The 24247-nt window shown below is 34.0% G+C and carries 29 protein-coding genes; 8 read left to right on the forward strand and 21 right to left on the reverse strand.

The window, feature by feature from the left end; genetic code table 11:
* Window positions 1-42: 42 nt before the first annotated feature.
* The 5 genes from acnA to AC1RFD_RS07125 form a co-directional block, all read right to left on the reverse strand.
* Window positions 43-2748, reverse strand: a complete 2706-nt coding sequence (acnA, locus tag AC1RFD_RS07105; protein ID WP_048393126.1) for an aconitate hydratase AcnA — start codon at window positions 2746-2748, stop codon at window positions 43-45.
* A gap of 538 nt (window positions 2749-3286) precedes the next feature.
* Window positions 3287-4108, reverse strand: coding sequence for a DUF2785 domain-containing protein (locus AC1RFD_RS07110; RefSeq protein WP_492474693.1), 822 nt, complete (start codon window positions 4106-4108; stop codon window positions 3287-3289).
* Window positions 4109-4169: 61 nt separating this feature from the next.
* A complete protein-coding gene (locus AC1RFD_RS07115; protein ID WP_492474694.1) occupies window positions 4170-4631 on the reverse strand; it encodes a hypothetical protein in 462 nt (153 codons plus the stop codon).
* Window positions 4632-5135: 504 nt separating this feature from the next.
* Window positions 5136-5735 carry an undecaprenyl-diphosphatase gene (locus AC1RFD_RS07120; protein ID WP_492474695.1) on the reverse strand — a complete coding sequence of 200 codons (600 nt, stop codon included), beginning with the start codon at window positions 5733-5735 and terminating at the stop codon, window positions 5136-5138.
* 699 nt (window positions 5736-6434) lie between these two features.
* The gene (locus AC1RFD_RS07125; protein WP_048392662.1) at window positions 6435-6755 is read right to left on the reverse strand and encodes a DUF1827 family protein; all 321 of its coding nucleotides are present in this window, start codon (window positions 6753-6755) and stop codon (window positions 6435-6437) included.
* A 303-nt stretch (window positions 6756-7058) separates the two neighbouring features.
* On the opposite strand from AC1RFD_RS07125, the gene AC1RFD_RS07130 reads away from it, so the two are divergent.
* Window positions 7059-7394 carry a hypothetical protein gene (locus AC1RFD_RS07130; RefSeq protein WP_054550262.1) on the forward strand — a complete coding sequence of 112 codons (336 nt, stop codon included), beginning with the start codon at window positions 7059-7061 and terminating at the stop codon, window positions 7392-7394.
* A 280-nt stretch (window positions 7395-7674) separates the two neighbouring features.
* On the opposite strand, the gene AC1RFD_RS07135 is transcribed toward AC1RFD_RS07130, so the two are convergent.
* Window positions 7675-8064: a VOC family protein gene (locus tag AC1RFD_RS07135; protein WP_048392657.1), complete on the reverse strand. Its 390-nt coding sequence runs from the start codon at window positions 8062-8064 to the stop codon at window positions 7675-7677.
* 234 nt (window positions 8065-8298) lie between these two features.
* A complete protein-coding gene (locus AC1RFD_RS07140; RefSeq protein WP_053075698.1) occupies window positions 8299-8703 on the reverse strand; it encodes a helix-turn-helix domain-containing protein in 405 nt (134 codons plus the stop codon).
* Window positions 8704-9255: 552 nt separating this feature from the next.
* Here AC1RFD_RS07140 and AC1RFD_RS07145 point away from each other — a divergent pair.
* Window positions 9256-9885 (forward strand): TetR/AcrR family transcriptional regulator, encoded by a 630-nt coding sequence (locus AC1RFD_RS07145; RefSeq protein WP_066037315.1) that lies wholly within the window; start codon window positions 9256-9258, stop codon window positions 9883-9885.
* 28 nt (window positions 9886-9913) lie between these two features.
* Window positions 9914-10078: a DUF2197 domain-containing protein gene (locus tag AC1RFD_RS07150; RefSeq protein WP_066037314.1), complete on the forward strand. Its 165-nt coding sequence runs from the start codon at window positions 9914-9916 to the stop codon at window positions 10076-10078.
* 334 nt (window positions 10079-10412) lie between these two features.
* Here the strand turns inward: AC1RFD_RS07150 and AC1RFD_RS07155 are convergent, their stop codons facing one another.
* Complete coding sequence (locus AC1RFD_RS07155) at window positions 10413-10973, reverse strand: hypothetical protein (RefSeq protein ID WP_281216356.1); 561 nt, start codon at window positions 10971-10973, stop codon at window positions 10413-10415.
* A 306-nt stretch (window positions 10974-11279) separates the two neighbouring features.
* Here AC1RFD_RS07155 and AC1RFD_RS07160 point away from each other — a divergent pair, with 306 nt between their 5' ends.
* A complete protein-coding gene (locus tag AC1RFD_RS07160; RefSeq protein ID WP_492474696.1) occupies window positions 11280-12221 on the forward strand; it encodes a DMT family transporter in 942 nt (313 codons plus the stop codon).
* Between the two features lie 130 nt (window positions 12222-12351).
* Here AC1RFD_RS07160 and AC1RFD_RS07165 read toward each other — a convergent pair whose 3' ends face one another.
* The 11 genes from AC1RFD_RS07165 to AC1RFD_RS07215 form a co-directional block, all read right to left on the reverse strand.
* Entirely contained in the window at window positions 12352-12831 is a 480-nt protein-coding gene (locus AC1RFD_RS07165) for a GNAT family N-acetyltransferase (RefSeq protein WP_054550269.1), read from the reverse strand.
* Between the two features lie 251 nt (window positions 12832-13082).
* Window positions 13083-13934 carry a hypothetical protein gene (locus AC1RFD_RS07170; RefSeq protein ID WP_269898392.1) on the reverse strand — a complete coding sequence of 284 codons (852 nt, stop codon included), beginning with the start codon at window positions 13932-13934 and terminating at the stop codon, window positions 13083-13085.
* Window positions 13935-14767: 833 nt separating this feature from the next.
* Entirely contained in the window at window positions 14768-14938 is a 171-nt protein-coding gene (locus AC1RFD_RS07175; protein ID WP_175400743.1) for a hypothetical protein, read from the reverse strand.
* A gap of 118 nt (window positions 14939-15056) precedes the next feature.
* Window positions 15057-15425, reverse strand: a complete 369-nt coding sequence (locus AC1RFD_RS07180) for a hypothetical protein (protein ID WP_048392639.1) — start codon at window positions 15423-15425, stop codon at window positions 15057-15059.
* Between the two features lie 95 nt (window positions 15426-15520).
* Window positions 15521-16027 (reverse strand): DUF6713 family protein, encoded by a 507-nt coding sequence (locus tag AC1RFD_RS07185; RefSeq protein WP_492474697.1) that lies wholly within the window; start codon window positions 16025-16027, stop codon window positions 15521-15523.
* Between the two features lie 136 nt (window positions 16028-16163).
* The gene (locus tag AC1RFD_RS07190; RefSeq protein ID WP_313869780.1) at window positions 16164-16769 is read right to left on the reverse strand and encodes an ABC-2 transporter permease; all 606 of its coding nucleotides are present in this window, start codon (window positions 16767-16769) and stop codon (window positions 16164-16166) included.
* On the reverse strand, window positions 16762-17628 hold the full coding sequence (locus AC1RFD_RS07195; protein WP_048392631.1) for an ABC transporter ATP-binding protein: 867 nt from the start codon (window positions 17626-17628) through the stop codon (window positions 16762-16764). The genes AC1RFD_RS07190 and AC1RFD_RS07195 overlap by 8 nt, the downstream gene beginning before the upstream one ends.
* Before the next feature lie 5 nt (window positions 17629-17633).
* On the reverse strand, window positions 17634-18005 hold the full coding sequence (locus AC1RFD_RS07200) for a GntR family transcriptional regulator (protein WP_004225203.1): 372 nt from the start codon (window positions 18003-18005) through the stop codon (window positions 17634-17636).
* A 15-nt stretch (window positions 18006-18020) separates the two neighbouring features.
* Window positions 18021-18326: a YfzA family protein gene (locus AC1RFD_RS07205; RefSeq protein ID WP_048392629.1), complete on the reverse strand. Its 306-nt coding sequence runs from the start codon at window positions 18324-18326 to the stop codon at window positions 18021-18023.
* A 345-nt stretch (window positions 18327-18671) separates the two neighbouring features.
* Window positions 18672-19517: an MBL fold metallo-hydrolase gene (locus AC1RFD_RS07210; RefSeq protein WP_492474698.1), complete on the reverse strand. Its 846-nt coding sequence runs from the start codon at window positions 19515-19517 to the stop codon at window positions 18672-18674.
* 92 nt (window positions 19518-19609) lie between these two features.
* Window positions 19610-19747 carry a hypothetical protein gene (locus tag AC1RFD_RS07215; protein WP_492474699.1) on the reverse strand — a complete coding sequence of 46 codons (138 nt, stop codon included), beginning with the start codon at window positions 19745-19747 and terminating at the stop codon, window positions 19610-19612.
* A 273-nt stretch (window positions 19748-20020) separates the two neighbouring features.
* Here AC1RFD_RS07215 and AC1RFD_RS07220 point away from each other — a divergent pair, with 273 nt between their 5' ends.
* From AC1RFD_RS07220 to AC1RFD_RS07235, 4 genes are all read left to right on the forward strand, one after another.
* Window positions 20021-20530, forward strand: coding sequence for a DUF3231 family protein (locus AC1RFD_RS07220; protein ID WP_048392625.1), 510 nt, complete (start codon window positions 20021-20023; stop codon window positions 20528-20530).
* A gap of 29 nt (window positions 20531-20559) precedes the next feature.
* Entirely contained in the window at window positions 20560-21417 is an 858-nt protein-coding gene (locus tag AC1RFD_RS07225) for a manganese catalase family protein (RefSeq protein WP_269898388.1), read from the forward strand.
* Between the two features lie 359 nt (window positions 21418-21776).
* Window positions 21777-21893: a YjcZ family sporulation protein gene (locus AC1RFD_RS07230; protein WP_004225198.1), complete on the forward strand. Its 117-nt coding sequence runs from the start codon at window positions 21777-21779 to the stop codon at window positions 21891-21893.
* A gap of 199 nt (window positions 21894-22092) precedes the next feature.
* Entirely contained in the window at window positions 22093-22491 is a 399-nt protein-coding gene (locus AC1RFD_RS07235) for a hypothetical protein (protein WP_115673692.1), read from the forward strand.
* Window positions 22492-22699: 208 nt separating this feature from the next.
* Here the strand turns inward: AC1RFD_RS07235 and AC1RFD_RS07240 are convergent, their stop codons facing one another.
* Window positions 22700-22900, reverse strand: a complete 201-nt coding sequence (locus AC1RFD_RS07240; RefSeq protein ID WP_004225195.1) for a cold-shock protein — start codon at window positions 22898-22900, stop codon at window positions 22700-22702.
* A 362-nt stretch (window positions 22901-23262) separates the two neighbouring features.
* Window positions 23263-24138, reverse strand: coding sequence for a cation diffusion facilitator family transporter (locus AC1RFD_RS07245; RefSeq protein ID WP_048392617.1), 876 nt, complete (start codon window positions 24136-24138; stop codon window positions 23263-23265).
* Window positions 24139-24247: the final 109 nt, after the last annotated feature.

Raw genomic sequence — 24247 nt, forward strand, 5'->3', positions numbered from 1 at the left:
TAAAAAACCGACCTCCTAAGAGATCGGTTTTTATGGTGATGATTACTCAGCAGCTTTTGCGCGTAGAACCATTTGTAGGATACCACCATGGCGGTAGTAGTCTACCTCTACTTCTGAGTCGAAACGAGCTAAAGCTTGGAAAGTTTTAACTGTGCCGTCTTCAGATTTAGCAGTTACTGTTAAGATTTCACGTGGTTTTACGTTGTCAGTAATGTTAACAGAGATTTCTTCTTTACCAGTTAAGCCTAATGTATCAGCAGATTCACCTGGCATAAATTGAAGTGGAAGAACACCCATCATTACTAGGTTAGAACGGTGGATACGCTCGTAAGATTGTGCGATAACAGTTTTCACGCCAAGTAGGAATGTACCTTTCGCAGCCCAGTCACGAGAAGAACCCATACCGTAGTCGTTACCAGCAAGTACGACTAAGCCAGTACCTTGCTCTTGGTATTTCATACATGCGTCATAGATGTACTCTACTTCGCCTGTTGGCCAGTAAGTAGTGAATCCACCCTCTGTACCAGGAGCAACTTGGTTACGGATACGGATGTTTGCAAATGTACCACGCATCATTACTTCGTGGTTACCACGACGAGAACCGTAAGAGTTGAAGTCACGGATTGCAACACCGTTTTCAATTAAATATTTACCTGCAGGTGTATCTTTACCGATTGCACCAGCTGGAGAAATATGGTCAGTTGTGATTGAGTCACCGAACTTCGCCATAATGCGTAAGCCGTCTAAGCCTTTAATAGCTTCTGGCTCTTTTGCAAGACCTTGGAAGAATGGTGGGTTTTGGATGTAAGTTGATTTGTCATCAAATGTGTATAGAGACTCAGTTGATGTTTCAATTGCATTCCATTTTTCGTTCGCTGTGAATACAGTTTCGTATTCTTTTTGGAATAACTCACGGTTAACAACAGTACCTAATACTGCATTAACTTCTTCAGTTGATGGCCAGATATCAGCGAAGAATACTTCGTTACCATCTTTGTCTTTACCGAATGAATCTTTTTGTAGATCGATATCCACTGTACCAGCAAGTGCATAAGCAACAACAAGTGGTGGTGAAGCTAAGTAGTTAGCTTTTACAAGTGGGTGTACACGACCTTCAAAGTTACGGTTACCAGAAAGAACTGAAGTTACGAATAAGTCATTTGCTTTAATTGCTTCTTCGATTTCAGGTAATAATGGACCTGAGTTACCGATACATGTTGTACAACCGTAACCTACAGTGTTGAAACCGATTTGGTCAAGGTATGTTTGTAAACCTGAATCTTCAAGGTAACCAGTTACAACTTTAGAACCTGGTGCTAAAGAAGTTTTTACCCATTTCGGCACTGTTAGACCTTTTTCTACAGCTTTTTTCGCCACTAAGCCCGCAGCAATTAATACGTATGGGTTAGAAGTATTTGTACAAGAAGTGATCGCAGCAATCGCAACAGCACCTGTTGGAATTTCTACATCGCCTTCAGCGAATTTCGCTACAGAAGTTTTTTCGAATTCATCTTCTGTTAAACCGAAACCTTGTGTACCTTGTGGTGCCACTACTGCTTCTTTGTAACGAGAACGCATTTGAGATAGTGGAATTAAGTCTTGTGGACGTTTAGGACCAGAAAGGTTTGGTTCGATTTCAGCTAAGTTTACTTCTAAAACGTCTGTGTAAACTGGCTCTAATGTTGGATCAAAGAACATGTGGTTCGCTTTTAGGTAAGCTTCTACAACCGCAATGTGCTCTTCGTCACGACCAGTTAAACGCATGTAGTTTAATGATTCTTCGTCGATTGCGAAGTAACCACATGTAGCACCATATTCAGGAGCCATGTTAGAGATTGTCGCACGGTCAGCTAGTGGTAATTTAGATACGCCAGGTCCGAAGAACTCAACGAATTTACCAACTACGCCACGTTGACGTAATACTTGTGTTACTTTTAATGCTAAGTCAGTAGCAGTTGTTCCGTTTGGAAGATCGCCAACTAATTTAACACCGATAACTTCTGGAATTGGGAAGTATGAAGGCTGACCAAGCATACCTGCTTCAGCTTCGATACCACCTACGCCCCATCCAAGAACGCCGATACCGTTGATCATTGTTGTATGAGAGTCAGTACCTACTACTGAATCTGGGAATGTTTCGAATGTGCCGTCAGCATTTTCGTTTACGTGTACAACTGGAGCTAAGTACTCTAAGTTTACTTGGTGAACGATACCTGTTGCTGGTGGTACAGCACGGAAGTTATTGTAAGCAGTTTGAGCCCATTTTAAGAAGTTATAACGCTCAGCGTTACGTTCAAATTCTAGGTCCATGTTTGCTTGTAATGCAGATGCATTACCATATTTGTCAACTTGTACTGAGTGGTCAATTACAAGGTCAACTGGAATAGCAGGGTTGATTTTGCTTGGGTCGCCGCCCATTTCTTTCATTGCAGAACGAAGAGATGCAAGGTCAACAACTACTGGTACACCAGTAAAGTCTTGTAATACAACACGAGAAGGTTTGAATGGTACTTCTGCCTCTGGGTCAGCACCGTTACCCCATTTTGCTAATTCGTTTACGTGTTCTTCTTTAATTACATACGCATCATATTGACGTAAAACAGATTCTAATAATACTTTAATTGAGTAAGGAAGGTTTGAAACTTTTGCAACGCCAGCTTTTTCAATCGCAGCTAAGTCATAGTAATTGTAAGTTTTACCATTCACTTCGAATGATGCACGGCTGTTGTGTAAATTACCTTGTGCCATTTGCGGATCCCCCTAATATATCTTTTTGAAAAGGCTTTAAAAATGTGTAGCATCTTTTCTCCAATACCCATGATAGCGCATTTATATTCATAAGTAAATTACATTAATATTATCTTTTTTGATAAGCATAACTTATGACCTTGGTTTCTATCCTGATGTTTTTAATTTTTTGATGTGCATAATATCAAGGTTTTGTATTAATGAAGGTTTCTATACCTGTCTAACGAAGTGTATCTAAGTGTATTTAACTGGGGTACGATGTGGGGTACAAACTGGGATACGCGGACTTTTTGTAAAATGTGTACCCCAATTTGTAAAATGTAAAACATGAAGGTTTTGGCAGGTATTATTATAAGGAAAGAACAATATGAATTCCTTTAAAGTTAATAGTATTTCTTTGTCACAATCTGTGGCATTTTTATTTTTTAATATACAAACAACATTCTACTATATTAATACTTTTTTATGATTACAAATAACTACCAAGAGAGTAATTCATTATGAAGATATTCTTTTTTTTTATTCGACACTTTTAAAATTAGGAATAGTATACTTTTTCTACTTTATATAATGTCTGCTCGATAGTGGAGCAGAGAACGGCATCCGCTTTGTAAAATTTAACTCGAAAGTATAAACTTTTCAAAAAGTTCTTTATATTATTTTTTTGCTTAAAGGCAGGGAGAAATTCTGAATTTTTCTCCACATCACCAAAACTTTGAATCCACTGCTCTACACAAGTCTGACTAAGTATTTTTCTATTTAAAACACTAATTATGGATTTGACCATTCTCTCATCTTCCCCATCGGAGTAAATTCGCTCTGTTATAGTCATCTTTTCGTAAACCAAATCGAGGATAGTTAAGAGGTCGCTTTTATCCAGTTCGGAACATTGAGCCAAATCATCTAACGCATCTGCTGCATGGGCTATGGCATGAGCCCAGCCTTTTTCTTCATCATACCCACGGTAATCTCGCTCTTCTTGTACATTGTAAAATATTTTCTCTTTTATGTGATGAATTTGCTCTCTTGAGAGAAATGGTGATTCTCTATGCCTCGTTAAGAGAAGCGGTATGACTAGCATGGAGAAAGACCGAGTGAAGACAGAGTCTGTATTTGTTTCACCAAGCTTAAAAAGCAAATGGTTTTTATCCAAAACAACCGGTAAAAGTTGTTCTAGTTCGTTTGCGGTGAGAGATTTATCAGGAATCCAGTGTGATAAGGTTGTATAAATTAGCTCATCACGTAGTTGGGCATCCAAAGAGCCAATGTTATTTATCATTTCTAGTATCAACTGAAATCTATCGGGAGGTACTTGGTACCCTTTTTCTTTTATTACTATCAACTTTTCTTTTAAATTCATTTTACACGCTCCTATTAGAAAAATTTGTTTGAAATCAACCCTTTATTGATTAGTAAAGTATTCAACTTACGCCTTTTCTTAATTCGCTCAGTTTTACTACAACAAAATCATTCAAATCTTTTAGTAATTTATTTGAATCATTTATGTAATACTTATTATGCCATCGGAACGTTTCTTCTAGTTCATTTAAATTACCTATCGAATCTAATCTATTAATTATTATTTCGATATTCCGATTAACTGTATGTTCGTAACCATTAATTTGGTCTGATAAAATTCCGATGTAAATATTTTTTATAATTAAAGTATTTAAACAAACTGTTAATTCGTTTCGCAGTTTTTCGAGTTTCAGATTGTTTTCGACCAAATCCCTTTTAGCCATATCATAAATTTCGTCATCTTTACGTTTTAAAGAAAATCTATCCTCATATGTGTTCATTAAGATTTGGTGTGTTTTAGTAATTCTGAAATTATCCATTATTTTTTTGTAGATTTGAGTAGATTTTATAATTTCATGGTTCAACTCTTCTGCTTTGGTAAGAATTAATGCAATGTAATCTCTATCCCTTGCCTGCTTATCTTGTTTTTTAACGAATCCTCCACTGATTTTTGGTTTGCTTCGATAATGAAATAAGTAGTTACAATTACGCCTACCATTCCTATTATCCCACCCACTATACTACCTATAAGTCCATTATCAACATTTAATCCATCGATCATTATTGTATCAATTACGAATGATGTCCCTAAAATTAGGACAACAAAAAAATATGATTCCAATAAAAATGTTTTAAATTTTATCTGACATTATTTAACCTCCCACTAAATCATAATCTGAGAGATAATAAATTGGAACAATTTTCTACAAATTCCACTTTCAAAACATCACCAAACTCTGCCCTCTCAACTCAAAGCGTTTTGGCTGTTTGATGCAGTTTTCAAAGCAAAAGAAAAAGCCACAACCCATATAAAGTGTACCCTTTGTAAAGGGTACACTTTAATTTTAGACGTGACCTTTAATATTGTTTTACATTAGATTTGTTTTATGGAATTTTCTTCTAATTACTTTTTCAATGGATTCATATTTGGTAATTCCATTTTCTATTAGTGTTAATTTCGGAAGTGTAAAGTAAATTATTATTGCAGAAGTAATTCCAATAAGAGCACCTACCATTACATCTAATGGATAATGAACTCCTACCCAAATTCGTGAAATTCCGACTAATATAGCAAGCAAAATCCATAGAATCCATTTTCCTTTTTTAAATAACCAAAAGGACATACAGAATGAAAAAAATAATATGGTATGATCGCTTGGAAATGAATTATTTATTGCTTTTTCTATCAACTGATTTGTATTCAAAAGGACAGCAAATGGTTGGTGATTAAAATGTAATAACCCTGCAAATTTCCCTATAATTTCAGCCAAAACGAAAGCTATGCTTGCGCACATGAGCATTATTTTATTTTCTCTATCTTTGGTAAACCAGAACAGAATAACAAAAATAGCTAAAAAAATAACTGTGTATTCAGCAATAATAATCATTGGTAAATTGAAGAATTGAAATTCTTTTCCTAAACTATTAAGCATTCTAAATAAATCATTATTTATTTCTAATATATTCAAGACATTTTCTCCTTTATAGCTTAATAAAGCTATGTTAAGAAAAAATGTATCTTTAAACCATCGTAAAAGGTGACAATTAATTGCTTAAGCTAACATTATTGTCACTTTGATTTGAAAGCCTTTATGATTAGTTGTATCAATTGCTCGTTTCTGACATACACGTACAAGTGAACGTGTTTATTTTACATATTCATAATGTATATTGACTCAATCTGAATAGTGAAATATTTACCAGTTTATGTTATCCTTATATAAATTATTAGGAAGCCTCGGGGGTTGTTTTGTGTTGAAAATACATTCTACAAATAGATATATCATATTTATTTTTGGCATTACTTTGATGATAACTGGATTAGGAAGATTATCTGGTTTCTTTGAATATGATTCAGTTATTCCAAACCAATCTGTTGCACTACTATACATATCTATGGGCATTTCTGTTATGTTCATTTCATTCTTTGTAAAACCTCTAAAAGTTAAATAACTTTACAGAACAATATCTTTTAAATATCTAACTCCAATTGACCTGTTATTTCTTGTACATGATCATTCCAAGCAAGTTGATAATTACTTGCTATCAGAGTTAGCTGGAACAAATTTAAAAGCCTCTAACAGTCGAAGGGATAGTTGCAAACTACGTTTTAAAAAGACCATTAACGATATAACCAGTACTCATATTATTTTATAAGTGACCTGACTTTACTGAGAAAGTGAATTAATATCTTTATTACGAATATGAACAACTCCTGTATTACTAACTTTTATATTCACTTCTGTAATGCCTCTTTTTAAAATATGTTCTATTGCATATCTAATCTCCCATTCTTTAACCTGACCAAGATCATTTGAAATACTAGCATGGCTGGATTTCTTATTTTCACTATGAATAATGACTGTCCCTTCACATTCATATACCTTTACAACACCACCCATAAAACCAGAAGCAATAGTTACAACATCGACTCTTTCTTTTGTTATATCTCGAAATGCTTTAGTTGGAAAATTATATATTTTCGCCATTTTGACCTCTCCTTCTACGGAACGTTTGTTTGTATTTATATTAGAACAAACATTCGCTCTTTAGCAAGGAGAAATTTATGAAAATATAAAAAGTATGTTATGTAGATTTTTTTGAGATTAACGCTTATTCTATGTACAAATTAATCTGCTAATTATTGATAGTTCTTTAACCACTCATAATGCATGTGTAACACCTACTTTTTAATCAATTTCATAACCAATAGCCACCATTCGTTGCTATAAATACCAATATATGTTTAAATGTAAATTACTAGGGGATTATACTAGAATGGAGGAATAATAATGGTAAAAACAATTAAAGGTCGCATTTTTGGTTTTGCTCTACTCTCAGCTTTACTTGTTTCATTTTTCATCTATCCATCAGGTAATGTTTCAGCAGCCGAAATCAACGTTGTTCAAAACTCTACTAGTATAGACAATGTTAGTCCAGCTGCTGTGTATACTAAATATGTCACAGTTAATACAAGAACTTCAACGTTTCCACCTGGACAAATTTATCATGTTGAATGGGATGGAGATTTTAAATACGCAGGATACCTAACAAGATTTGATTATGCATACGATCCTGATGCAGGTATTTACTTTGCAACATATAAAGGAAATATTACAATTCAATAAAATTGAATAAACACCTAATCCCCTAGAGTTTTAATAAAGCATAACTAAGCATCCTGGTCACTTTTAATAGAAGTGACCTTTTTCTTTCGATTAATCCTCGGTAAACTTAATTAATTGTCTACCTTCTCCTCGCTAGTACGCTTTTGATGTCATGTAAAACTTGATTAATTTATCATCAATCTTGAATTGTTTGTCGTATATCACTTTGTACAATACTTTTCAGTTGCTATTGACTCCCCACTTTCTTTCCAGTAGTCCAAAGAACAATTTTCGCATTTTTTTAAGAAGTTTCTTTACAAATCATTAGTAAATTGCCATCTAAATCTTTGAACACAAAATAAAAATTATCCTGAATCTCTGTAACCAGTTCAACATTATTCTCTTTCATAAATTGATATGAAGCTTCAATATCATCGGTCAAAAGCTGAATTGACGGAACTTGGTAAGTGGTAATATCACCATCTTCTTTTCTCCACTTTGGCATGGAATCTAAAATTAATCCAGCTGTACCTTTCATGGGTACCACGAATAAATGTCCAAAATATTCTTCTCCCCCTTCCAAACCAAGTATTTTTCTGTACCATTCTTTTGCTTTCTCTAGGTTACGAACTGGAACAAATACACCGCCGATTCTGTTTTTTATTGGTGATTTATAGTCATGGCTAGTCACAAATACATCCTCCTTACTAATTTATTTCTACTTCTATTTCAACGTGATATTCTACTATTCCTTCTTGCACACCTTCTCGATAAGTTGAAGAAACAACACTTTTAGAAATAACTAAATAGAAGCAGCTTAAAATATTGTTTCTCACCTTCAGACGTTCGTTTCAAACGTTCAATTAGAACGTCAAACAGCTTTAATTATTGGTACATTCTTTTTCTTTATTTTCTAAACACATCGTTAAAACCAGCAATTTTCTTCTTTATTTTTCTCTAAAAGGTGCTTTATTTTATTATCTATATTTAATAAAACCTGTTTAATTTGTTTAAGCTGATGTTCTCTTTGTAACATCTGCTCATACTTTTCTTGGAATATAACTTTTATTTCAAGTAGATTTTGTATTTCTTCTTTTGTCAGTTTTTTATTTTGATCAATATTTCCCGACCAATCAAAAAGCATTTTGATTTCTTGGAGAGAAAATCCCGTTTGTTTAAGTTTAAGAATTGCTTCTACTGTATCAATGTCTTTCTTGTTATAATAGCGGTGCTTATTTTTAATTTCCGGTTGCAATAAATTCATTTTTTCATAATAACGAATAGTATCTTTACTAAGACCAGTACATATTGCAAATTCACCAATTTTCATTAAAATCTCCTTCTATAATATAGATTTATAAACCATTAGGGCAATTATACAATGGAAAATGAAACGAATGATATGATGGCTGAAAGTAATTCGTCCATTTGTTAACCTCCCTTCTATAACTGCTAGTATATGTAACAAGATAAACGCAATTATCAGTAATATAAATAACCAACCTTTGCTTGGTATCCATAATATTAAGAGAATACTAATTGATATGATAACAAATATAAATGTTCGTACTTCAAATCCAACTTCTTTCCATTTTTTTATCCCTGCCACTCCTATTAAAACCGCATATAACACAATTAGTATAGTTGTCAAAATTACCATCCCATCACTCCATTCTTTGATTTCATTCATCTTAAAAGATGGAGCCGACTCCATGTCAACAGATAAGAAATAGTTCCATTAAGCTCAAGTATCTTAATCTTCCTCACGAAACGCCCTAGTCTAGCCCTTGACATTTCAAAGTAAAAGAAAAGCCTCCATTTAGGAACCTTCCTAAATGTTTTTTTAATCGCTTAATTAGTACAACCGTGCTAAAATAAATACATGAGTAAAAAAAATAAAACAACTAATCAAAAAGAAATGTCATTTATTGAAAAAGCTCGTAGAACTCAAATTGTGGAATGTGCTATTGAAACCATTGCAGAGGTGGGTTACGCTCAAGCTTCTTTAGGTCAAATTGCAAAACGGGCACAAATCAGCAAGGGGGTTATCTCCTATCACTTTGCAAGTAAGGGGGAATTGTTAGAGCAAGTAATTTATGATTACTATATGGCATGTCAAGCTTATACTGCTCCTCTAATCGAAAATCAAAAATCTCCTATAGATATGCTTAGCATTTATATTGAATCAAACCTTAGATTCATAGATGAAAATCGGCAACATGTATTTGCTGTCATTGAAATTGTTTCTAATGAAAGAACTGCTGATGGCAAACTTCGATTTGCGGCGGATCATGATGATACTATTTTTCTACCCATTGAAAACATACTTACACTAGGAATGCACGCGGGTGTCTTCCGAGAATTCACCAAATTGGCTTCAAGAGTAATGGCGTTAACGATACGAAATTCTATTGACGGATTCACTATTGAATTAATGAGAAATCCCCAGTTAAATGTTGAGGAATATACGAGAGAACTGATTACAATATTCGATAAATCAACTAAAAAGTAATATGTCAGAAAACTTGAGGAGGATAGCTATGCATTACTATGAGGTAATTTGTTCTAGTTGTAGGAATAAATTCAGAGTATACGAGGGATCACTGAGATTTAGACAGTTAAAGGAAAGAACCGATAAGATTTTTCGTTGCGAAGAATGTTATAGCAAAATTCGTATGGATGCTATTAAAAATTTCTTTAGATAGCTCCTTCAGCCGATCTTGAGAATAATAAAAGGGATTACAAGTTAAATAAGTATAAAGCCCAGGCTCAAAATTAATGAGTATCTGGGCTTTGTGGGATCATTTAGTTCTATCTCTACTTACAACTATGCTATCGTCAGTCGTTTCTCAAAACAAATTCTATCATTTTCTTATGCCTATCCATGTTTGCATTAAGAATTTGCTGCTGACATTCTACTTTGAACACAAAACCTTTGCAAAAATAAAAAGCCATCAAGAATCAGGAACAACTACTACTGCCCAACTCGATTGCACTCAAAGCATTTAAAAAGAACACCTATGTTAGGTGCTCTTCCGATCATTTTTTCTTGTTTAAATCATCTGGATAAACTATCGTGTTAATTACATCTCCATTTGATTCATCTTTAAAAATTACTTTGACTTTATAATCCTTTTCATCCACACCATTAAATAATTGATAGTACATACCTGTTAAAGCTAGCCCGAATGAGGCCATGGTGTCAAGACTATTATCAAATTCTTCTTTGTTTACAGATAAAGTGAATTCTGAAAAAGACTTGTCATAGGTTACATCTTTAATAGATTTGAACTCTTCACTTGCTTTAAGCTCATCTACACTTGCTAGAATGCCTTCTTTTAAACCTTTCATCATTTCTTTATGTTCTGTTTCAGACATTTTATAAGTTAAAGAACCATCCTCATTCTTACTGACTTCCTTCATCCCACTGCTTTTTGCCTTTGAAATAACAGAATCAATGTCCTGACCCTCAAAAAATAGAGCTGGAATAGTTACTTCCACATCTCCACCATCTTTGCTACCTTTTTCCTGGCCCTCACTACAACCAGAGATCAAAACACCTAGTAATATAAATAATGGTAGTATCCATTTTCTTGCCATGAAATCTCCTCCTCATACACCAATATACAGAATATGAAGAGATTACACTATACTTTATTAACATAAAGCTCTATTTCTTAATCGCTTCTATACATGAAAAATCATTTCTTTTTTGAGAAACTGATTTTTTATCATTATCTTAATGTGTTTGGTGACGTTCCACATCATAAATAAAATCTATTTCTTACTTAGTGTTCAGTGCTTAATTTTATAAAATTCAACACGTACTTTGATATAATCAATCATGCGTTGTTTTACATTTCTTTTTCTTTACATTTTCTTCAACAAAGGTTGTGATGAATTTTTATGTTTGCAGTACTTTTGGCTATAAGTATTGGAGCTATTCTTGCTGTGCAAACAGCCATTAATGCTCAATTAAGAAAGTTTGTGATTTCTCCTTTTTTAGCTTCAATGATTTCCTTCGCTGTTGGTGTCATCTTCTTAACTATTACATTAGTAAGTAGTGGTTCATCACTGGGGATTCCATTAGATTTATTGTTGAACCAACCTATCTATATATGGTTGGGGGGAATTGGTGGCGCTATTGCGATAACTACTAACATTCTCTTGTTTCCTAAATTGGGAAGTGTGCAAACAACTATCCTACCGATCTTTGGAATGACTCTCATGAGTATGTTCATCGATCATAATGGCTGGTTTAATGCAACACAATATTCCTTTGGATGGAATCGAATCTTTGGCATATTACTAGTCTTACTAGGCGTCCTTTTAGCTACAGCTATACGAAGCAAGAAAAATGAACAGTATTCTCCCCGAACAAATAAGGAGAATGTGCGGAATCTATGGATTTGGCGCATAGTAGGGATTCTAGCAGGGATGTTACTAGCTATCCAAATCGCTGTTAATGGACAATTAGGAAAAGTTCTTCATTCTTCTTCTCATGCTGCCCTTGTTTCATTCTTTGTTGGTACTATTACCTTGATTATAATTGTTGGGTTAAAGGATCGATCTTACACAAGTATTAAAGAGCCTTTTAAACAAGCTGCTCCTTGGTGGATATGGATTGGCGGGATCTTAGGAGGATCTTATGTTCTCATCAATGTATTTCTTGTCAATCAAATTGGAAATGGCCAAACTGTAGTTCTTGCTTTATTCGGTCAAATCACTGGTAGCTTGCTGGTACAGCAATTCGGATTGTTTAACTCGCTAAAGAATCGAATTCAACCATTACAAATAATTGGTTTAATGGTGATGATAGCCGGTGTATTTTTAATCAGGATATTTTAAATAATTTTCTTTGCTAATTTTGATCGATGAAACTCTTTTTCAAGAATGGATGCGACATTTCCCCAAAACATAAAACCAGAGTTCATCTACAAAATGTAGCATAAACTCTGGTGACAATGGTGGTCTAACTTTATTTTATGAATTGCCTCATGATTATTTCTTCGCCGATACGTCCTATTAGCCTTTCATTCGTATCTTCAAAACCTACTTTTACATATAGTTTCTGTGCTGGAATATTATCTTTGTCTACAACTAAAACAATTTCATCGCAATTTGGAAATTCTGCTTTAACAAACTCAACTAGTAATGTCATTCCTTGTTTTGCATAGCCCTTCCCTTGTTCTGTATGATTAATTGATAATGCAGATAATAGCATCGCATTTCTATTCGTAGAATATTTCTTAACTCGTTCATTTGCATTTAGGAGAAAGAAACCAACAGGTGTATTTTCACTTAGAATTACAATGCGATGCTGTCCTTCATTAATTTCCTCAAAATTACTCGGCAGTGCAGAAAATTGTTTTTGCTCTTCAGTAAGTACAAAAGCGTTCAGTCCTTGCATATATTCACTTGAAAAATGTTTTAATTCAACCTTCTTCAGTTTTTCCATTACATAATTCTCCATTCACTTTTTCTATACTTTACCACTTTATTAGGTTGTGGTCATTCATTTATTTGAAATTTCGAAAACAACACGTTCGTTAGATAAATAAATCACGTAAAAAATGCCCAGGCTCAACATTAATTTGAGTACCTAGGCTTTGTTGTTACTTAGTATATTCATCCTAATACCGTTTTTGGATTTGCCGCTAACACTCTACTGGCTTCATGTTGTACTTTTGTTAGCAATGTATGTAATCTTTACTTGATTTCGTTCACTAACACTGCAGTATTTGGAGCAACAATCGCTTCAATGCCCGAAGCTTTGTAGCTAACTCGAATTGAGTCGTTGCTTTTATATAAATGGAAAGTATCCGAACTAAAAACAAATTCCCCGTTCTCATCTAAAACCGGTGAATAGGTGATATCATAATGGAACTTTATGTCCTTTGCATCGGCTGGCATATCTGGTTCAGGTTGATAATCCTCAGAAACTTCCGTTGTAACGTATCTAAAAAATAGTTGTATGTCGTTATCATCTATTTTTTCCCAAAGGTCATATGTATTTCCTTGTGTCTTCATACCATCAAAATAAGTTGTTTCCTTTTCTTTATCAGTAAGGGGCAGATAAGGAACGGCTGCTTTTGCTAATTCCGTTATTTTTATTCTTTTCGTTTCTTTCCCTACGGCATTATAAACCAATAGTGTTTTGTCTATACTTCCAAACAAATCATCTCTTTTTCCAACGAGAAGATGATTTTGAAAGGTTAAAAACACCTCATCAGTTTGCAAATTTACATTATATTGATTTACAACTTTATTCATCTCTTTATTCATTAAATGTTCTTCAAGGATATATTTTAAATTTCCAAATCCCAATAAAGGAATTATTGCTGCGATAATCATGCTTAAAAACAACAAACCAAATTTTTTGGATAAACTAATCTTATTTTTAATAAAGATAATTGGAATACCCACCGCAAAAGTAAAACCTAATAAGCCAGCATATGCAAAAAATTGCATCAACCCTAATTCATCTATTTCGTACATATTAATATATACACACACACCAAGTAGAGCGATAGCGATTATTCGTATCAATTGATTTTTCATAAAATACTTCCCTTCCTTTTACAAACCCTCTAAAAGCTATGGTCGCACTAAGAAAAGTTCGGATAATTTCTCTACAATAGTTTCTCTATTCTCAATTATCAGCTCTGTTTTTCCTTTCTTTATTACGTAAGGACTGCCATTTCTGCTCCTATATTTTATTTTGACTACTTTTTTAATTGTCCCTAAGTTTAGACCTATGTACCATTTTTTAAAGTTTGTAATGACTAACTAGCTTTCTATTCCAATTCCATCGAATACTTTACCTATCAAATCTTAACAATGTCTCACCTAATTTTATATATGTAATATTTTCCTTTTTCGTAATGGAAGGAGCATTACTTTTAGAAATGTGCAACTAACTAATATCATTATTGTTGGAGGAGACTGGAATAGTTCATAAGACATTTTTCTTACTTTATCGTATATTGTTTATTTTGTAATCGTACTTTTCTTAACTTATTGTATCCAATCGGTGACTGTGCTTTTTATGGGAGGTATTCGATTTACAGCTGCAGAAAGTTATCCAGGCGATTTGAGTAGTATTTCTTTAGTTATATGGAGCTTCTTATTTTCTTGCATTCATTTTGTTATTTTAACAATGTATTTATTTCTTCATCATTTAGTGTTGTCTCTCTTTAAAATTAGGTTTCAAAGCAAGATAGCATTTTTGTTTAATACTTTTGTGACTGTTTAATTTTCTATTACTTAAAATCATTTTTATAGTACGTATCAGCAAGATAACTCGTTACTTATGAATAATACTACTCTTTAGGATCAATATCACAAGTGTGTCTCTACAATCTCTAGACACCAAGTATTTAAATCTCAATGGATTACTTTCTTTTGGATATTGTTACAGGGATAGTGGCAACCATTAATATTAACCCTAGATAGAGAGGATATTTTAAACATTCATTCGTTGAATACCCCAATAAATAAGGCATACCTATTACAGCCATTACTACTCCAATTACAAACAAACCCATTTCAATTTTTCTAATCATATTTTTCTCCTATCCCTTAACATTTCTTATTCATTTCTCCCTACAACCAGAGAAGCTTAATCTAAGGAGCTTCTTTAAAATAAAAGACACCCCTCAGAAATAAGGAATGTCTAACTTTTTATCTATACACATCTAACAGATTTAACAAATATCTTTCTAATTCATTAATCGCAAACAAAACTTCCTTATGAAGTCTATCCTCGACAACGCTATCATCATTAAAGACCTCTAAGTATTTATTCACTTCTACAAAGAATTTTTCATACTCCTGTAAAAACTTATCAATCGTTTGATCACCAGGTGTTACAGATAAATAAATTGTTTTAAATAAATTAAAATCACTATACGCATTACTTAAAAAATAGATAGCCAGTATTCTATCGCTATTAATATACAATTTCACAAAAGATAGATTTTGCTTCAATTTTTTCAATGCATTGATAAGATTGTTCGTTTGCTTCAACATATTTGCCGTATTACTATACATCTGATAATCACCTCCATCTTTATAATAAGCAGAAAACCAACAAATTGGAATAATTTTCTGCAAATTACTAGCTGAAATCTTCCTTTATAATACAATTAAGTCGAAATATTAATTAATAATACTAAATGTATGACAGAAAGGACCCCCATTGGATAAATAATGGATCTTGAAAACCTATTTTTAAATTCATTTCGAGGATGCCTTTCAAAAAATAAATGCAGGATTGCATGAATGATAAAGAATAGATCAAGGACCCAAAAAATGATGGTTTGATACTGACTGAAAAGTAAGGAAAGGATTAATACGTATAGAAACAGGTGAATAAAAGTGAATACTTTATAAGCCTTTGAATCTTCCATATCTTTAAGTATTATAAACAATCGCCACTCAGAGCATCTTATTGCATCCATTTCGTGCAAAAGAAATAAAGAAAAGTTAAATAAAAAAAGAACGAGTAATAAATCAGGCATATAAAACCTCCTACAGACTATATACCAAATATTACTATAAAACAACTTTCGAAATACTAAGTAAACATGCCTAAATATGTCGATTTGTAGGCATATGGAGGCTTTCATTCTTTCCCTTATATTAAGCAACATAACCTTTTTACTTCATTCATTTTTGCATAAAGACATTTAAATCCATCTTACATTTAGTTCCAAATGATATTTTATCAAGTGGGCACCATTCTAAAATTGACCACTTTCCTTGCTAGAAGTAAACAAAAGCACACAATCAGAAGGCTTTTCGTTGATAAATAATATGTGTAATCCCCCAAGAAATAATATAGATTAGCATAATAAAAAACGTCGCCCCTGTATATAAAACCGTAACGGATGTATTATCAACAAAATCAATAATTGTTGTTAAGTGTTCATTCATATACAATGCAATCGGTCTTGAAATCCAAGTTAAGAGGATAAAGCTAATAAGTATAACCGTTGTAATATAACCCTGTTTAAATATCTGAAATAATGGGAAGGTCAACGCAGCAAATAGTAAGAATAAGCCACTACCAATGGCAATGTCAGATACCGTAAAATGTTTATTGAAAGCTAGCAGCGCTAGACTTGTAACACCTATGGATAAAATCATATAGACAATCGCTCCAAGATAGCGGGATGCGATAATTTCTGTACGTGTGTATGGCAAGGAGTTTAATAATATATTCGTCTCAACTTTTTCATCGTATGCATATGTGTTAAAGGGAATAAAAATACTGGCGACCAGAAAAATTAAAATGGGTGGTGCCCCCAACAAAATAAAAACTAAGATAAAAGGAATAAAAAGTAATAGCTGCCTTTTCTGTAGTATGACATCGCGTTTAATTAAATTAAGCATGATGGATGCCTCCTTTAAAGTAATACATGATATCTTCCAGAGAGGCACGTTCAATAATAACTGTGTCTCCAAAAATATTTTTCGCTGCTTTAATATTATCCGTTAATGCTTCAAATCCTGTGGATGCACGATGAACATGGACAAATGCTTTTTCAGTGTCTCTATCAAGTAGATTCAACTCACCTTTAACGAGCGCATAGTTTTCAGCTACATCGTGTATAGATTGATTAAATACTAATTCCCCTTTCTGTATAAAAGCTATGTAATCTGCGATACGATCTAAATCAGTTGTAATGTGCGTAGAAAAGAAAATAGTGCGATTGCCATCAACCATTAATTCCTGTAATAGATCTAACAGCTCCCGTCTAAAAATGGGATCTAATCCTGCTGTCGGCTCATCCATAATGATTAGCTCTGCATGATGTGAGAGGGCTATTGCTAATGAAGCCTTCATTTGCATCCCTTTAGAAAATGTTTTTATTGCTTTGTTAAGTGGTAATTCGAATTGTTCTACATATTGATAAAATATTGTATCGTCCCAGCGTTTGTAAGCAGGTGCAACTATACGTTTTATATCTTTTAAGTTCAACCCTTCAAAAAATATATTGCCATCGTATACAAACCCAATGCGCTGCTTAATCTCCTTCTCATGCGTCTTGTAGTCTAATCCGAAAAGCTTTACTTCTCCAGCATCTGGCCTTAATAGATTCATCATCGTTTTTATCGTTGTAGACTTACCAGCTCCATTTGCTCCAATGAAACCCGTTACAAAGCCTCGCTTTACCTGTAAATTTATATGATTTACGGAAAAGCCCTTGAACCTCTTTGTGACATTCTTTAATTCGACTACATTTTCCATCCCTTTCACTCCTCGTATAAAATCTTCAATAATTCCTTTAGCTCATCAAGTGACAGGCCTATTTCTCTGCTATTCGCAATGACCGCACTCAGTTGTTCCTCAATAACCTTCAGCTTCTTTTCCCGTATAACCTCCAAATTTTGCTCCGCTACAAAAGATCCTTTGCCAACAATGGAATAGATAAAGCCCGCCTTCTCCAATTCTTCATAAGCCCGTTTTGTCGTTATTACACTAATTTGTAAATCCTTTGCGAGGTTACGCATGGAAGGTATTGCAGTGCCCTCCTGTAGTTCACCTGCTAAAATAAGTGATTTAATTTGATTCGTAATTTGTTCATAAATTGGCTCCTTTGAACTGTTCGAAATAATTATTTGCATGCCAATCCCTCTTCTTTATTTTTTTGAGAATATCGTTGAAATAATATTCCCTAGTGCTGCAATCAGTATAGCAATAACATGGATTGTGATGAACATATTAAAAAAAGGAAAGGAATAAGGCGTTATCCATTCGGTGAAAAGCCTCGAATCCAAAATCCATCTTCCCATTCTGGCAACTAAATTATTACTATCGTTCATGTTCGGCTCAAGAGCAGTGCCATCGACCGCGATAAAGATCAATTGAACAATTAAAAATATACCAATAGTGATGATCCATCGTTTTAACAGATTACTTTCATCCGCTTTTTCAGTGCCTATCACTTAAACAATTCCCCCCACAAATTTATTATATTGTATATATACTATATAAACATTATATACACAAATAAAAAATTTGTTCAACCACTTTTTTAAAAAGGAAATTTTATACCATGAAATGATCTATGACATTCAAATACAAAGAAGGAGCCTGTTTTGATAGCTATTATCAAAACAGGCTCCTATTAACAATCTGGTCACTCATTGTGTCTTGTCATTCAAATATGTTCATTCTGCAGTTGCAATCTGATAATTTATGATATAATGAATCATCTGACTAAATTGGCAAGACAATGGCTGTAGCGTGTGACGACGCTGCGGCTTTTTCTTTGTTTTTTCCTTACGTGGTTAATTTAAATATTTACCCTGCTTGGGTAGTGCGATTTGTTCAAAATCATCGACAAGTTTTTTTAGGTTGCTTGTCAGTTCTTCGCCCTTCATTGGTAATCCGTGCCCTGTGATGGCAACTAAAGGTTTTAGTATTGCTAATTTTTCAATAGATGCTCGAGCAGCCAGCCAATCTGTTGTAAAATATTGAGGGGGACCACTGATTTCTTTTGTCTGCGTAATCACCTTATAAAGAGATTCTTGCTTGACCGTAACAAATGCATCTCCAGCAATAAGCACCTTATCCTTCTCACGGAATAAAGATATATGCCCTGGTGAATGGCCAGGCGTATGAATCCATCTGAAACCTGCCATAAATGGAACACTACCATCAGAAGGTAAAACTTTGAGGTTACCACCTAAATTTATAGCTTCATTTGGAAAAATAGGTGACATTTTAGCAACCAAGCCGTTATTTACCGTTGGATCAGGCTCGGGATAATTTTGTTTTCCAGATAAAAAGGGTATTTCCAATGTATGCGCATAGACAGGAACATCCCACCGCTCTATTAATTCTATGATTCCTCCGACATGATCAAAATGACCGTGAGTCAGTATGATTGCCTTCGGTCGAGACTTAGAACCATAACGTTCTTCAACAACTGAAATGATCTCATCCGCACTTTTGGGCATCCCCGCATCTATTAGCACAAAATCTTTCATCTGCGGTTCACCATAAAGTACAATATTTACAATTTGAATCGTATATTGATATAAATCAGGTAATATGTCTATACCTACACCGCTTCCAACAGAAGTTGCTGGGATAAATTTATAATCTTCCCCGTAATTCAAATTCTTGTCCATTTTAAATCATCTTCTTTCAATTAAGTCATTGGAGGTTCAAGCATAACCTTTATGGAAATGCCATAACCATTGATGATGGCATACTTACCTTCTTACTTCTTTTCTTTTTTATTGAAGGACTGTTCTTTCTTTTGCTCTTGTTCCTCTTTTACTGCTTCTAATTCTTCAGGATTAAATTCCATTGCTATTTCTTCTTGCTCTACTTCATTCTTTTGCTTTTCTTTTGTCAAAACACTCACCTCCAATATGCTTTAAAGTGGCCTTTCTTAAGAAAATCTATACTTTTCACTTTTTCAAAGCTACATTAAACGTATAACTAAACAAAAAACATCCATTCTATAAGTGCGTAGTGTCTCACTACTTAAAGAGCTGCAGAGATTTCTTTCTCTGTGGCTTCTTTTGATTTTTAGCAATAAAAATTTTATTAAAAGTGAATTTTACTTATTTTTTCAGCCATACTAACATGGCTTTAATGGCGAAAAATAAGAAAAGGATGTGTACAGATGGGTATTCTTGGTGGAAATCCAAAAGATGAACCGTTGCATTATGGTGAGGTATTTAGTGTTTGGTCGGGTTTAATTGCAGACTATGGCATGATTTCTGGCTATCAAACGTTTTATAATCATGCTGGTGATGAAGATCTTAAAAAAATTATTGAAGATATCATCGAAACATGCAGGGAAGAAGTAAAGCAATTAGAAAAAATTCTAAAAACAAACGGGATTGCACTACCTCCTGCATCACCCGAGAGACCTGTAGCAAGACTGGAAGATATTCCTCCAGGTGCAAAGTTTAATGATCCAGAAATAAGCGCTGCTCTAAGTGCTGACCTAGCAGCTGGATTAGTTGCATGTAGTCAGGCAATGGGTACTTCTACTCGTGAAGACATCGCATTAATGTTTGGGCAATTCCATATGGCTAAAGCTCAACTTGGTGCAAAACTTTTACGTTTAAACAAAAATAAAGGCTGGCTTGTACCACCGCCATTACATGTTAATTATCCTGAAAAATAAAGACTATTCCCCCGAATTGAGGAAAGTAAATGTATTATTATAAAGAAGAATTGATAAACATTATTAAACCTGACAAACCAGATCCTCAAGCAGCACGAGTAATGCAAGAAATACTTGGTGGTCATTATGGTGAAATGAGAACCATGATGCAGTACTTTTTTCAAAGCTCTAATTTTAGAGGCAAAGAAACCCAATATCGTGATTTATTACGGGGTGTTTTCTTAGAAGAAATTGCACACGTTGAACTTGTACAAAATACAATCAACCAATTACTAAATGATTCTGGGGAATCCTCTGCTCCTGGAAATAACGGCATGGACCAAGCACCTTTAGATGAGGCAGTTAAACATGCCAATCCACACCATTATATTGTGGGTGCACAATCATCTTTGCCTGTAGATGCAGCAGGTAATCCCTGGAATGGTTCGTGGGTTTATGCACATGGAAACCTTATTGCAGATTTATTGGATAATTTAGTATTGGAGTCAACGGGTGTACTTCAAAAGACACGTATATATGAGATGAGCTCTAATCAGACATTTAGAGAAACACTTGCTTTTCTAATTGTTCGTGACAATGCTCATCAAAATGCATTTGCCAAAGCATTAGAAACTTTAGGGGTAGATTGGGGAAAATTATTCCCTGTACCGAACTACGATATCAACAAATACCCAGAGTGTAGAAAGTTTGTTGAAATGGGTTATCACAATGCTCAATTTAACTTTAGATTAGATCCAACTCGTATCGGGGAAATCTTTCAAGGACAAACTCCAAGTAGAAATGGTGGAGAATTAAATGTGACCCCTCCACCAGAAGGATTCCCAGTACCTGTTATGCCAGAGATGCCAAATGAACACAGTCCTGGCCTGATGGATATGAATAACTAAAATACTTTTAGCTGTAGCGTTTGTCGACGCTGCGGCTTTTTGAATGTAAAAATAGACTGTATTTACACAAACTATTAATAAGTGTATCGCATAGGCTGTGACGTTGGTTGACCGTCATAGTCTTATTTTTATTTTAAAGGCAATAAACTATGCACAATGAGTTAACTTTTCATATAAATAGTAGTGTTAAGCTAATCTAGTTTAACATGTACCTCCCGAATTGTTACTTAGGGTCACTTTCAGCCGAGTGACCCTTAAATATTTATTCATTTATATAAACCTCGTTTTAAAGGAGATTATTTTGCCTGAAGCTTTCTATACTTTACATATTCTAGATTTTCGAAAGGAGGGACTTTCATATGGGATATGAAGTTTACGGTTCAAACTATGGCAAGCATGATAATTTATCATTCGCTCTAATTGTTGTCCTCTTTATTCTTTTAATTATTGCTGGTGCTACTTTCTTATATCATTAATAATTACCTTCTATTATCCTCAAATATTCATGCTATGATCAAAGGGTCGTCTTCCACCCTGGTGACCCTTTTTTACTACTTACTTTGTTGCATAGAAGAATGTATGTAGGAAGTTTGTTGCTTAGTGTACTAATCTAACAAACAGTTCATAGAATATATCAAGCATAATTTGGGCTAAAAATAACAAAGGAGAATGCCTATGAGCATTGATTTTATTACACTTGCCCCAACTGTCATGCAGGTGTTTAAAGCAGGAGATGCAAATCCAAAAAAAGTAAAGCGCATCGTTTATGGACAAGCTACCTCTGATGCAAATGGAATAGCCACATTATATTTTACAGACAATGCATTAGCGAATGGCAATGCTCTTTTATCTACTATTGACTATGCAGTTGCAAGTGTATACTCGACAAATCCAACGATAAACTTAAGACCGAGAGTTCAAATGAGAGAGAAGAATATTAGTGGGAAATATGTCTCTGCTAATATTACAAATATTAGTGGTGTGACAGTATTAGGAATTAATGTATTAGGATCGGAAAATCCAGTAAGTGGCGTGATTGTAGATTTTATGATTTTAGGTAGTTTTGATTTGTAAACAGATCATACTAAACAAACTCCCTCGTGTTGCTTTTACATTCTTCTTGGTAAAACCTCATATCCTCACTTCTTTCATCGAGAATAGGCAAGTAACAAATGTATTTTGATTTGAAATGTAATGAGAAAAAAAATAAAGACAAAGTCGAAAAAATCGACTTTGTCTACTGAAACCACTCTATTTAAGAATGTTTTTCTTCATTTAAAAATTAAAGTTTAACGATGTTAGCAGCTTGTGGTCCACGTTGACCTTCTTCAACTGTGAATTCAACTTTTTGACCTTCTTCAAGTGATTTGAAACCTTCACCTTGGATAGCTGAGAAGTGAGCGAATACGTCTTGTCCGCCTTCTACTTCGATGAAACCAAAACCTTTTTCTGCGTTAAACCATTTTACTGTACCTTGTGTCATTTAAATGACCTCCAATAATGTTATTAAATAAAATCATACTACTTCCAAAGAAAAAAATTCACATATTACAAAAAGTAACTAACAAAACACGATTACTCTTTGTAATATGTGAATTTATTATTTCTTTAAGAAAGATTCTATTACATACAGTATATGATAAAAAATCGTATTAGTCCAGTGAAAAGTGAATTTTTTTATCAATGAAGGCTAAAACCTGCACGTACCACCAATTTTAAAGGTTAAAATTAGTCATTTCAACGCCATTAAGTAGCTAGAGGCAATTGTTTTTGTATTTCAATAGCGACATTCCTTACCTCGTATATTTTTTGAAGCTGAATATTACATTTTAGGACTTAATTGCCCTATGCATCCTTAGGCTCTACATGGACATGCACTTCATAAACCCCTTGCTCTTCCACCATATTTTTTTCAACAACCGAAGCAACATCATGCGCTTTCGTGATATCTAACTTTGCATCTACAAGTATAACGACATCAATTACCTCATTATTCCCATAATTTCTTCCTCTGATTTCTTTCAATCCTTTAACGCCATCTATTTTTAAAATAATCTCTTTGTATGTTTGAAGAATTTTCTCATCAAATCCATCCGATAGTTCATGAGAGGCTTCCTTGAAAATCTCCCAAGCTGTTTTACAAATGATGAAACCTACGACAATCGCAGTACCCGTATCTAACCAAGGCATATGTAGTTGTGACCCTAAAATTCCTACAGCGGTTCCAATACTTACCCAAGCGTCTGACAAATTATCTTTAGCTGCAGCCATAACGGCTTTACTATTGATTTTTTTAGCCAATTGTTTGTTGTAACGATAGACTAAATACATCACCAATGCTGATCCTATCCCTACATAGGCTGCGACCATATCCGGCGATTCTTTTCCACCTTGAAAAATGGAAGAAAACCCACCGACCAATACTTGAATACCAACGGCCATCATAATAAATGAAGCGACCATTGATGCAATGGTTTCACTTTTCCAATGACCATAGCGATGATCATGATCTGCTGGTTTTTGTGAAAGCTTTAGTCCAATAAGTACTGCAATAGAGGCAATAATATCTGTCGTATTATTCAAACCATCCGCTTTTAAAGCTTCTGAACCACTCAAGTAACCAATGCCAACTTTTATGATGGATAAAATTATATAAGCAATAATACTGATAATGGCACCACGTTCACCTAATTTAAGATTATTATATCTTTCTGCTTCCAATTCACTTACCTCCCACTTACGTACATCATCATCATAACAACCCAACATCGAGTGGGTCTACAGCAACCTTTTTGCCTTGCTATACATAAGTAGGAGGACTATAAAAGTG

It is taken from the genome of Lysinibacillus sp. GW823-FHT02G10 (genome assembly GCF_058797135.1).

Bases quoted from the DNA above. Each gene is read 5' to 3' on its own strand.
- AC1RFD_RS07235 (WP_115673692.1), top strand. From the start codon at position 22,093: ATGAGCATTGATTTTATTACACTTGCCCCAACTGTCATGCAGGTGTTT.
- AC1RFD_RS07225 (WP_269898388.1), top strand. From the start codon at position 20,560: ATGTATTATTATAAAGAAGAATTGATAAACATTATTAAACCTGACAAA.
- AC1RFD_RS07145 (WP_066037315.1), top strand. From the start codon at position 9,256: ATGAGTAAAAAAAATAAAACAACTAATCAAAAAGAAATGTCATTTATT.
- AC1RFD_RS07240 (WP_004225195.1), bottom strand. From the start codon at position 22,900: ATGACACAAGGTACAGTAAAATGGTTTAACGCAGAAAAAGGTTTTGGT.
- AC1RFD_RS07140 (WP_053075698.1), bottom strand. From the start codon at position 8,703: ATGAAAATTGGTGAATTTGCAATATGTACTGGTCTTAGTAAAGATACT.
- AC1RFD_RS07160 (WP_492474696.1), top strand. From the start codon at position 11,280: ATGTTTGCAGTACTTTTGGCTATAAGTATTGGAGCTATTCTTGCTGTG.
- AC1RFD_RS07170 (WP_269898392.1), bottom strand. From the start codon at position 13,934: ATGAAAAATCAATTGATACGAATAATCGCTATCGCTCTACTTGGTGTG.
- AC1RFD_RS07130 (WP_054550262.1), top strand. From the start codon at position 7,059: ATGGTAAAAACAATTAAAGGTCGCATTTTTGGTTTTGCTCTACTCTCA.
- AC1RFD_RS07150 (WP_066037314.1), top strand. From the start codon at position 9,914: ATGCATTACTATGAGGTAATTTGTTCTAGTTGTAGGAATAAATTCAGA.
- acnA (WP_048393126.1), bottom strand. From the start codon at position 2,748: ATGGCACAAGGTAATTTACACAACAGCCGTGCATCATTCGAAGTGAAT.
- AC1RFD_RS07220 (WP_048392625.1), top strand. From the start codon at position 20,021: ATGGGTATTCTTGGTGGAAATCCAAAAGATGAACCGTTGCATTATGGT.
- AC1RFD_RS07125 (WP_048392662.1), bottom strand. From the start codon at position 6,755: ATGGCGAAAATATATAATTTTCCAACTAAAGCATTTCGAGATATAACA.
- AC1RFD_RS07195 (WP_048392631.1), bottom strand. From the start codon at position 17,628: ATGGAAAATGTAGTCGAATTAAAGAATGTCACAAAGAGGTTCAAGGGC.
- AC1RFD_RS07180 (WP_048392639.1), bottom strand. From the start codon at position 15,425: ATGTATAGTAATACGGCAAATATGTTGAAGCAAACGAACAATCTTATC.
- AC1RFD_RS07155 (WP_281216356.1), bottom strand. From the start codon at position 10,973: ATGGCAAGAAAATGGATACTACCATTATTTATATTACTAGGTGTTTTG.
- AC1RFD_RS07210 (WP_492474698.1), bottom strand. From the start codon at position 19,517: ATGGACAAGAATTTGAATTACGGGGAAGATTATAAATTTATCCCAGCA.
- AC1RFD_RS07110 (WP_492474693.1), bottom strand. From the start codon at position 4,108: ATGAATTTAAAAGAAAAGTTGATAGTAATAAAAGAAAAAGGGTACCAA.
- AC1RFD_RS07165 (WP_054550269.1), bottom strand. From the start codon at position 12,831: ATGGAAAAACTGAAGAAGGTTGAATTAAAACATTTTTCAAGTGAATAT.
- AC1RFD_RS07185 (WP_492474697.1), bottom strand. From the start codon at position 16,027: ATGTTGCTTAATATAAGGGAAAGAATGAAAGCCTCCATATGCCTACAA.
- AC1RFD_RS07190 (WP_313869780.1), bottom strand. From the start codon at position 16,769: ATGCTTAATTTAATTAAACGCGATGTCATACTACAGAAAAGGCAGCTA.
- AC1RFD_RS07230 (WP_004225198.1), top strand. From the start codon at position 21,777: ATGGGATATGAAGTTTACGGTTCAAACTATGGCAAGCATGATAATTTA.
- AC1RFD_RS07200 (WP_004225203.1), bottom strand. From the start codon at position 18,005: ATGCAAATAATTATTTCGAACAGTTCAAAGGAGCCAATTTATGAACAA.
- AC1RFD_RS07175 (WP_175400743.1), bottom strand. From the start codon at position 14,938: ATGATTAGAAAAATTGAAATGGGTTTGTTTGTAATTGGAGTAGTAATG.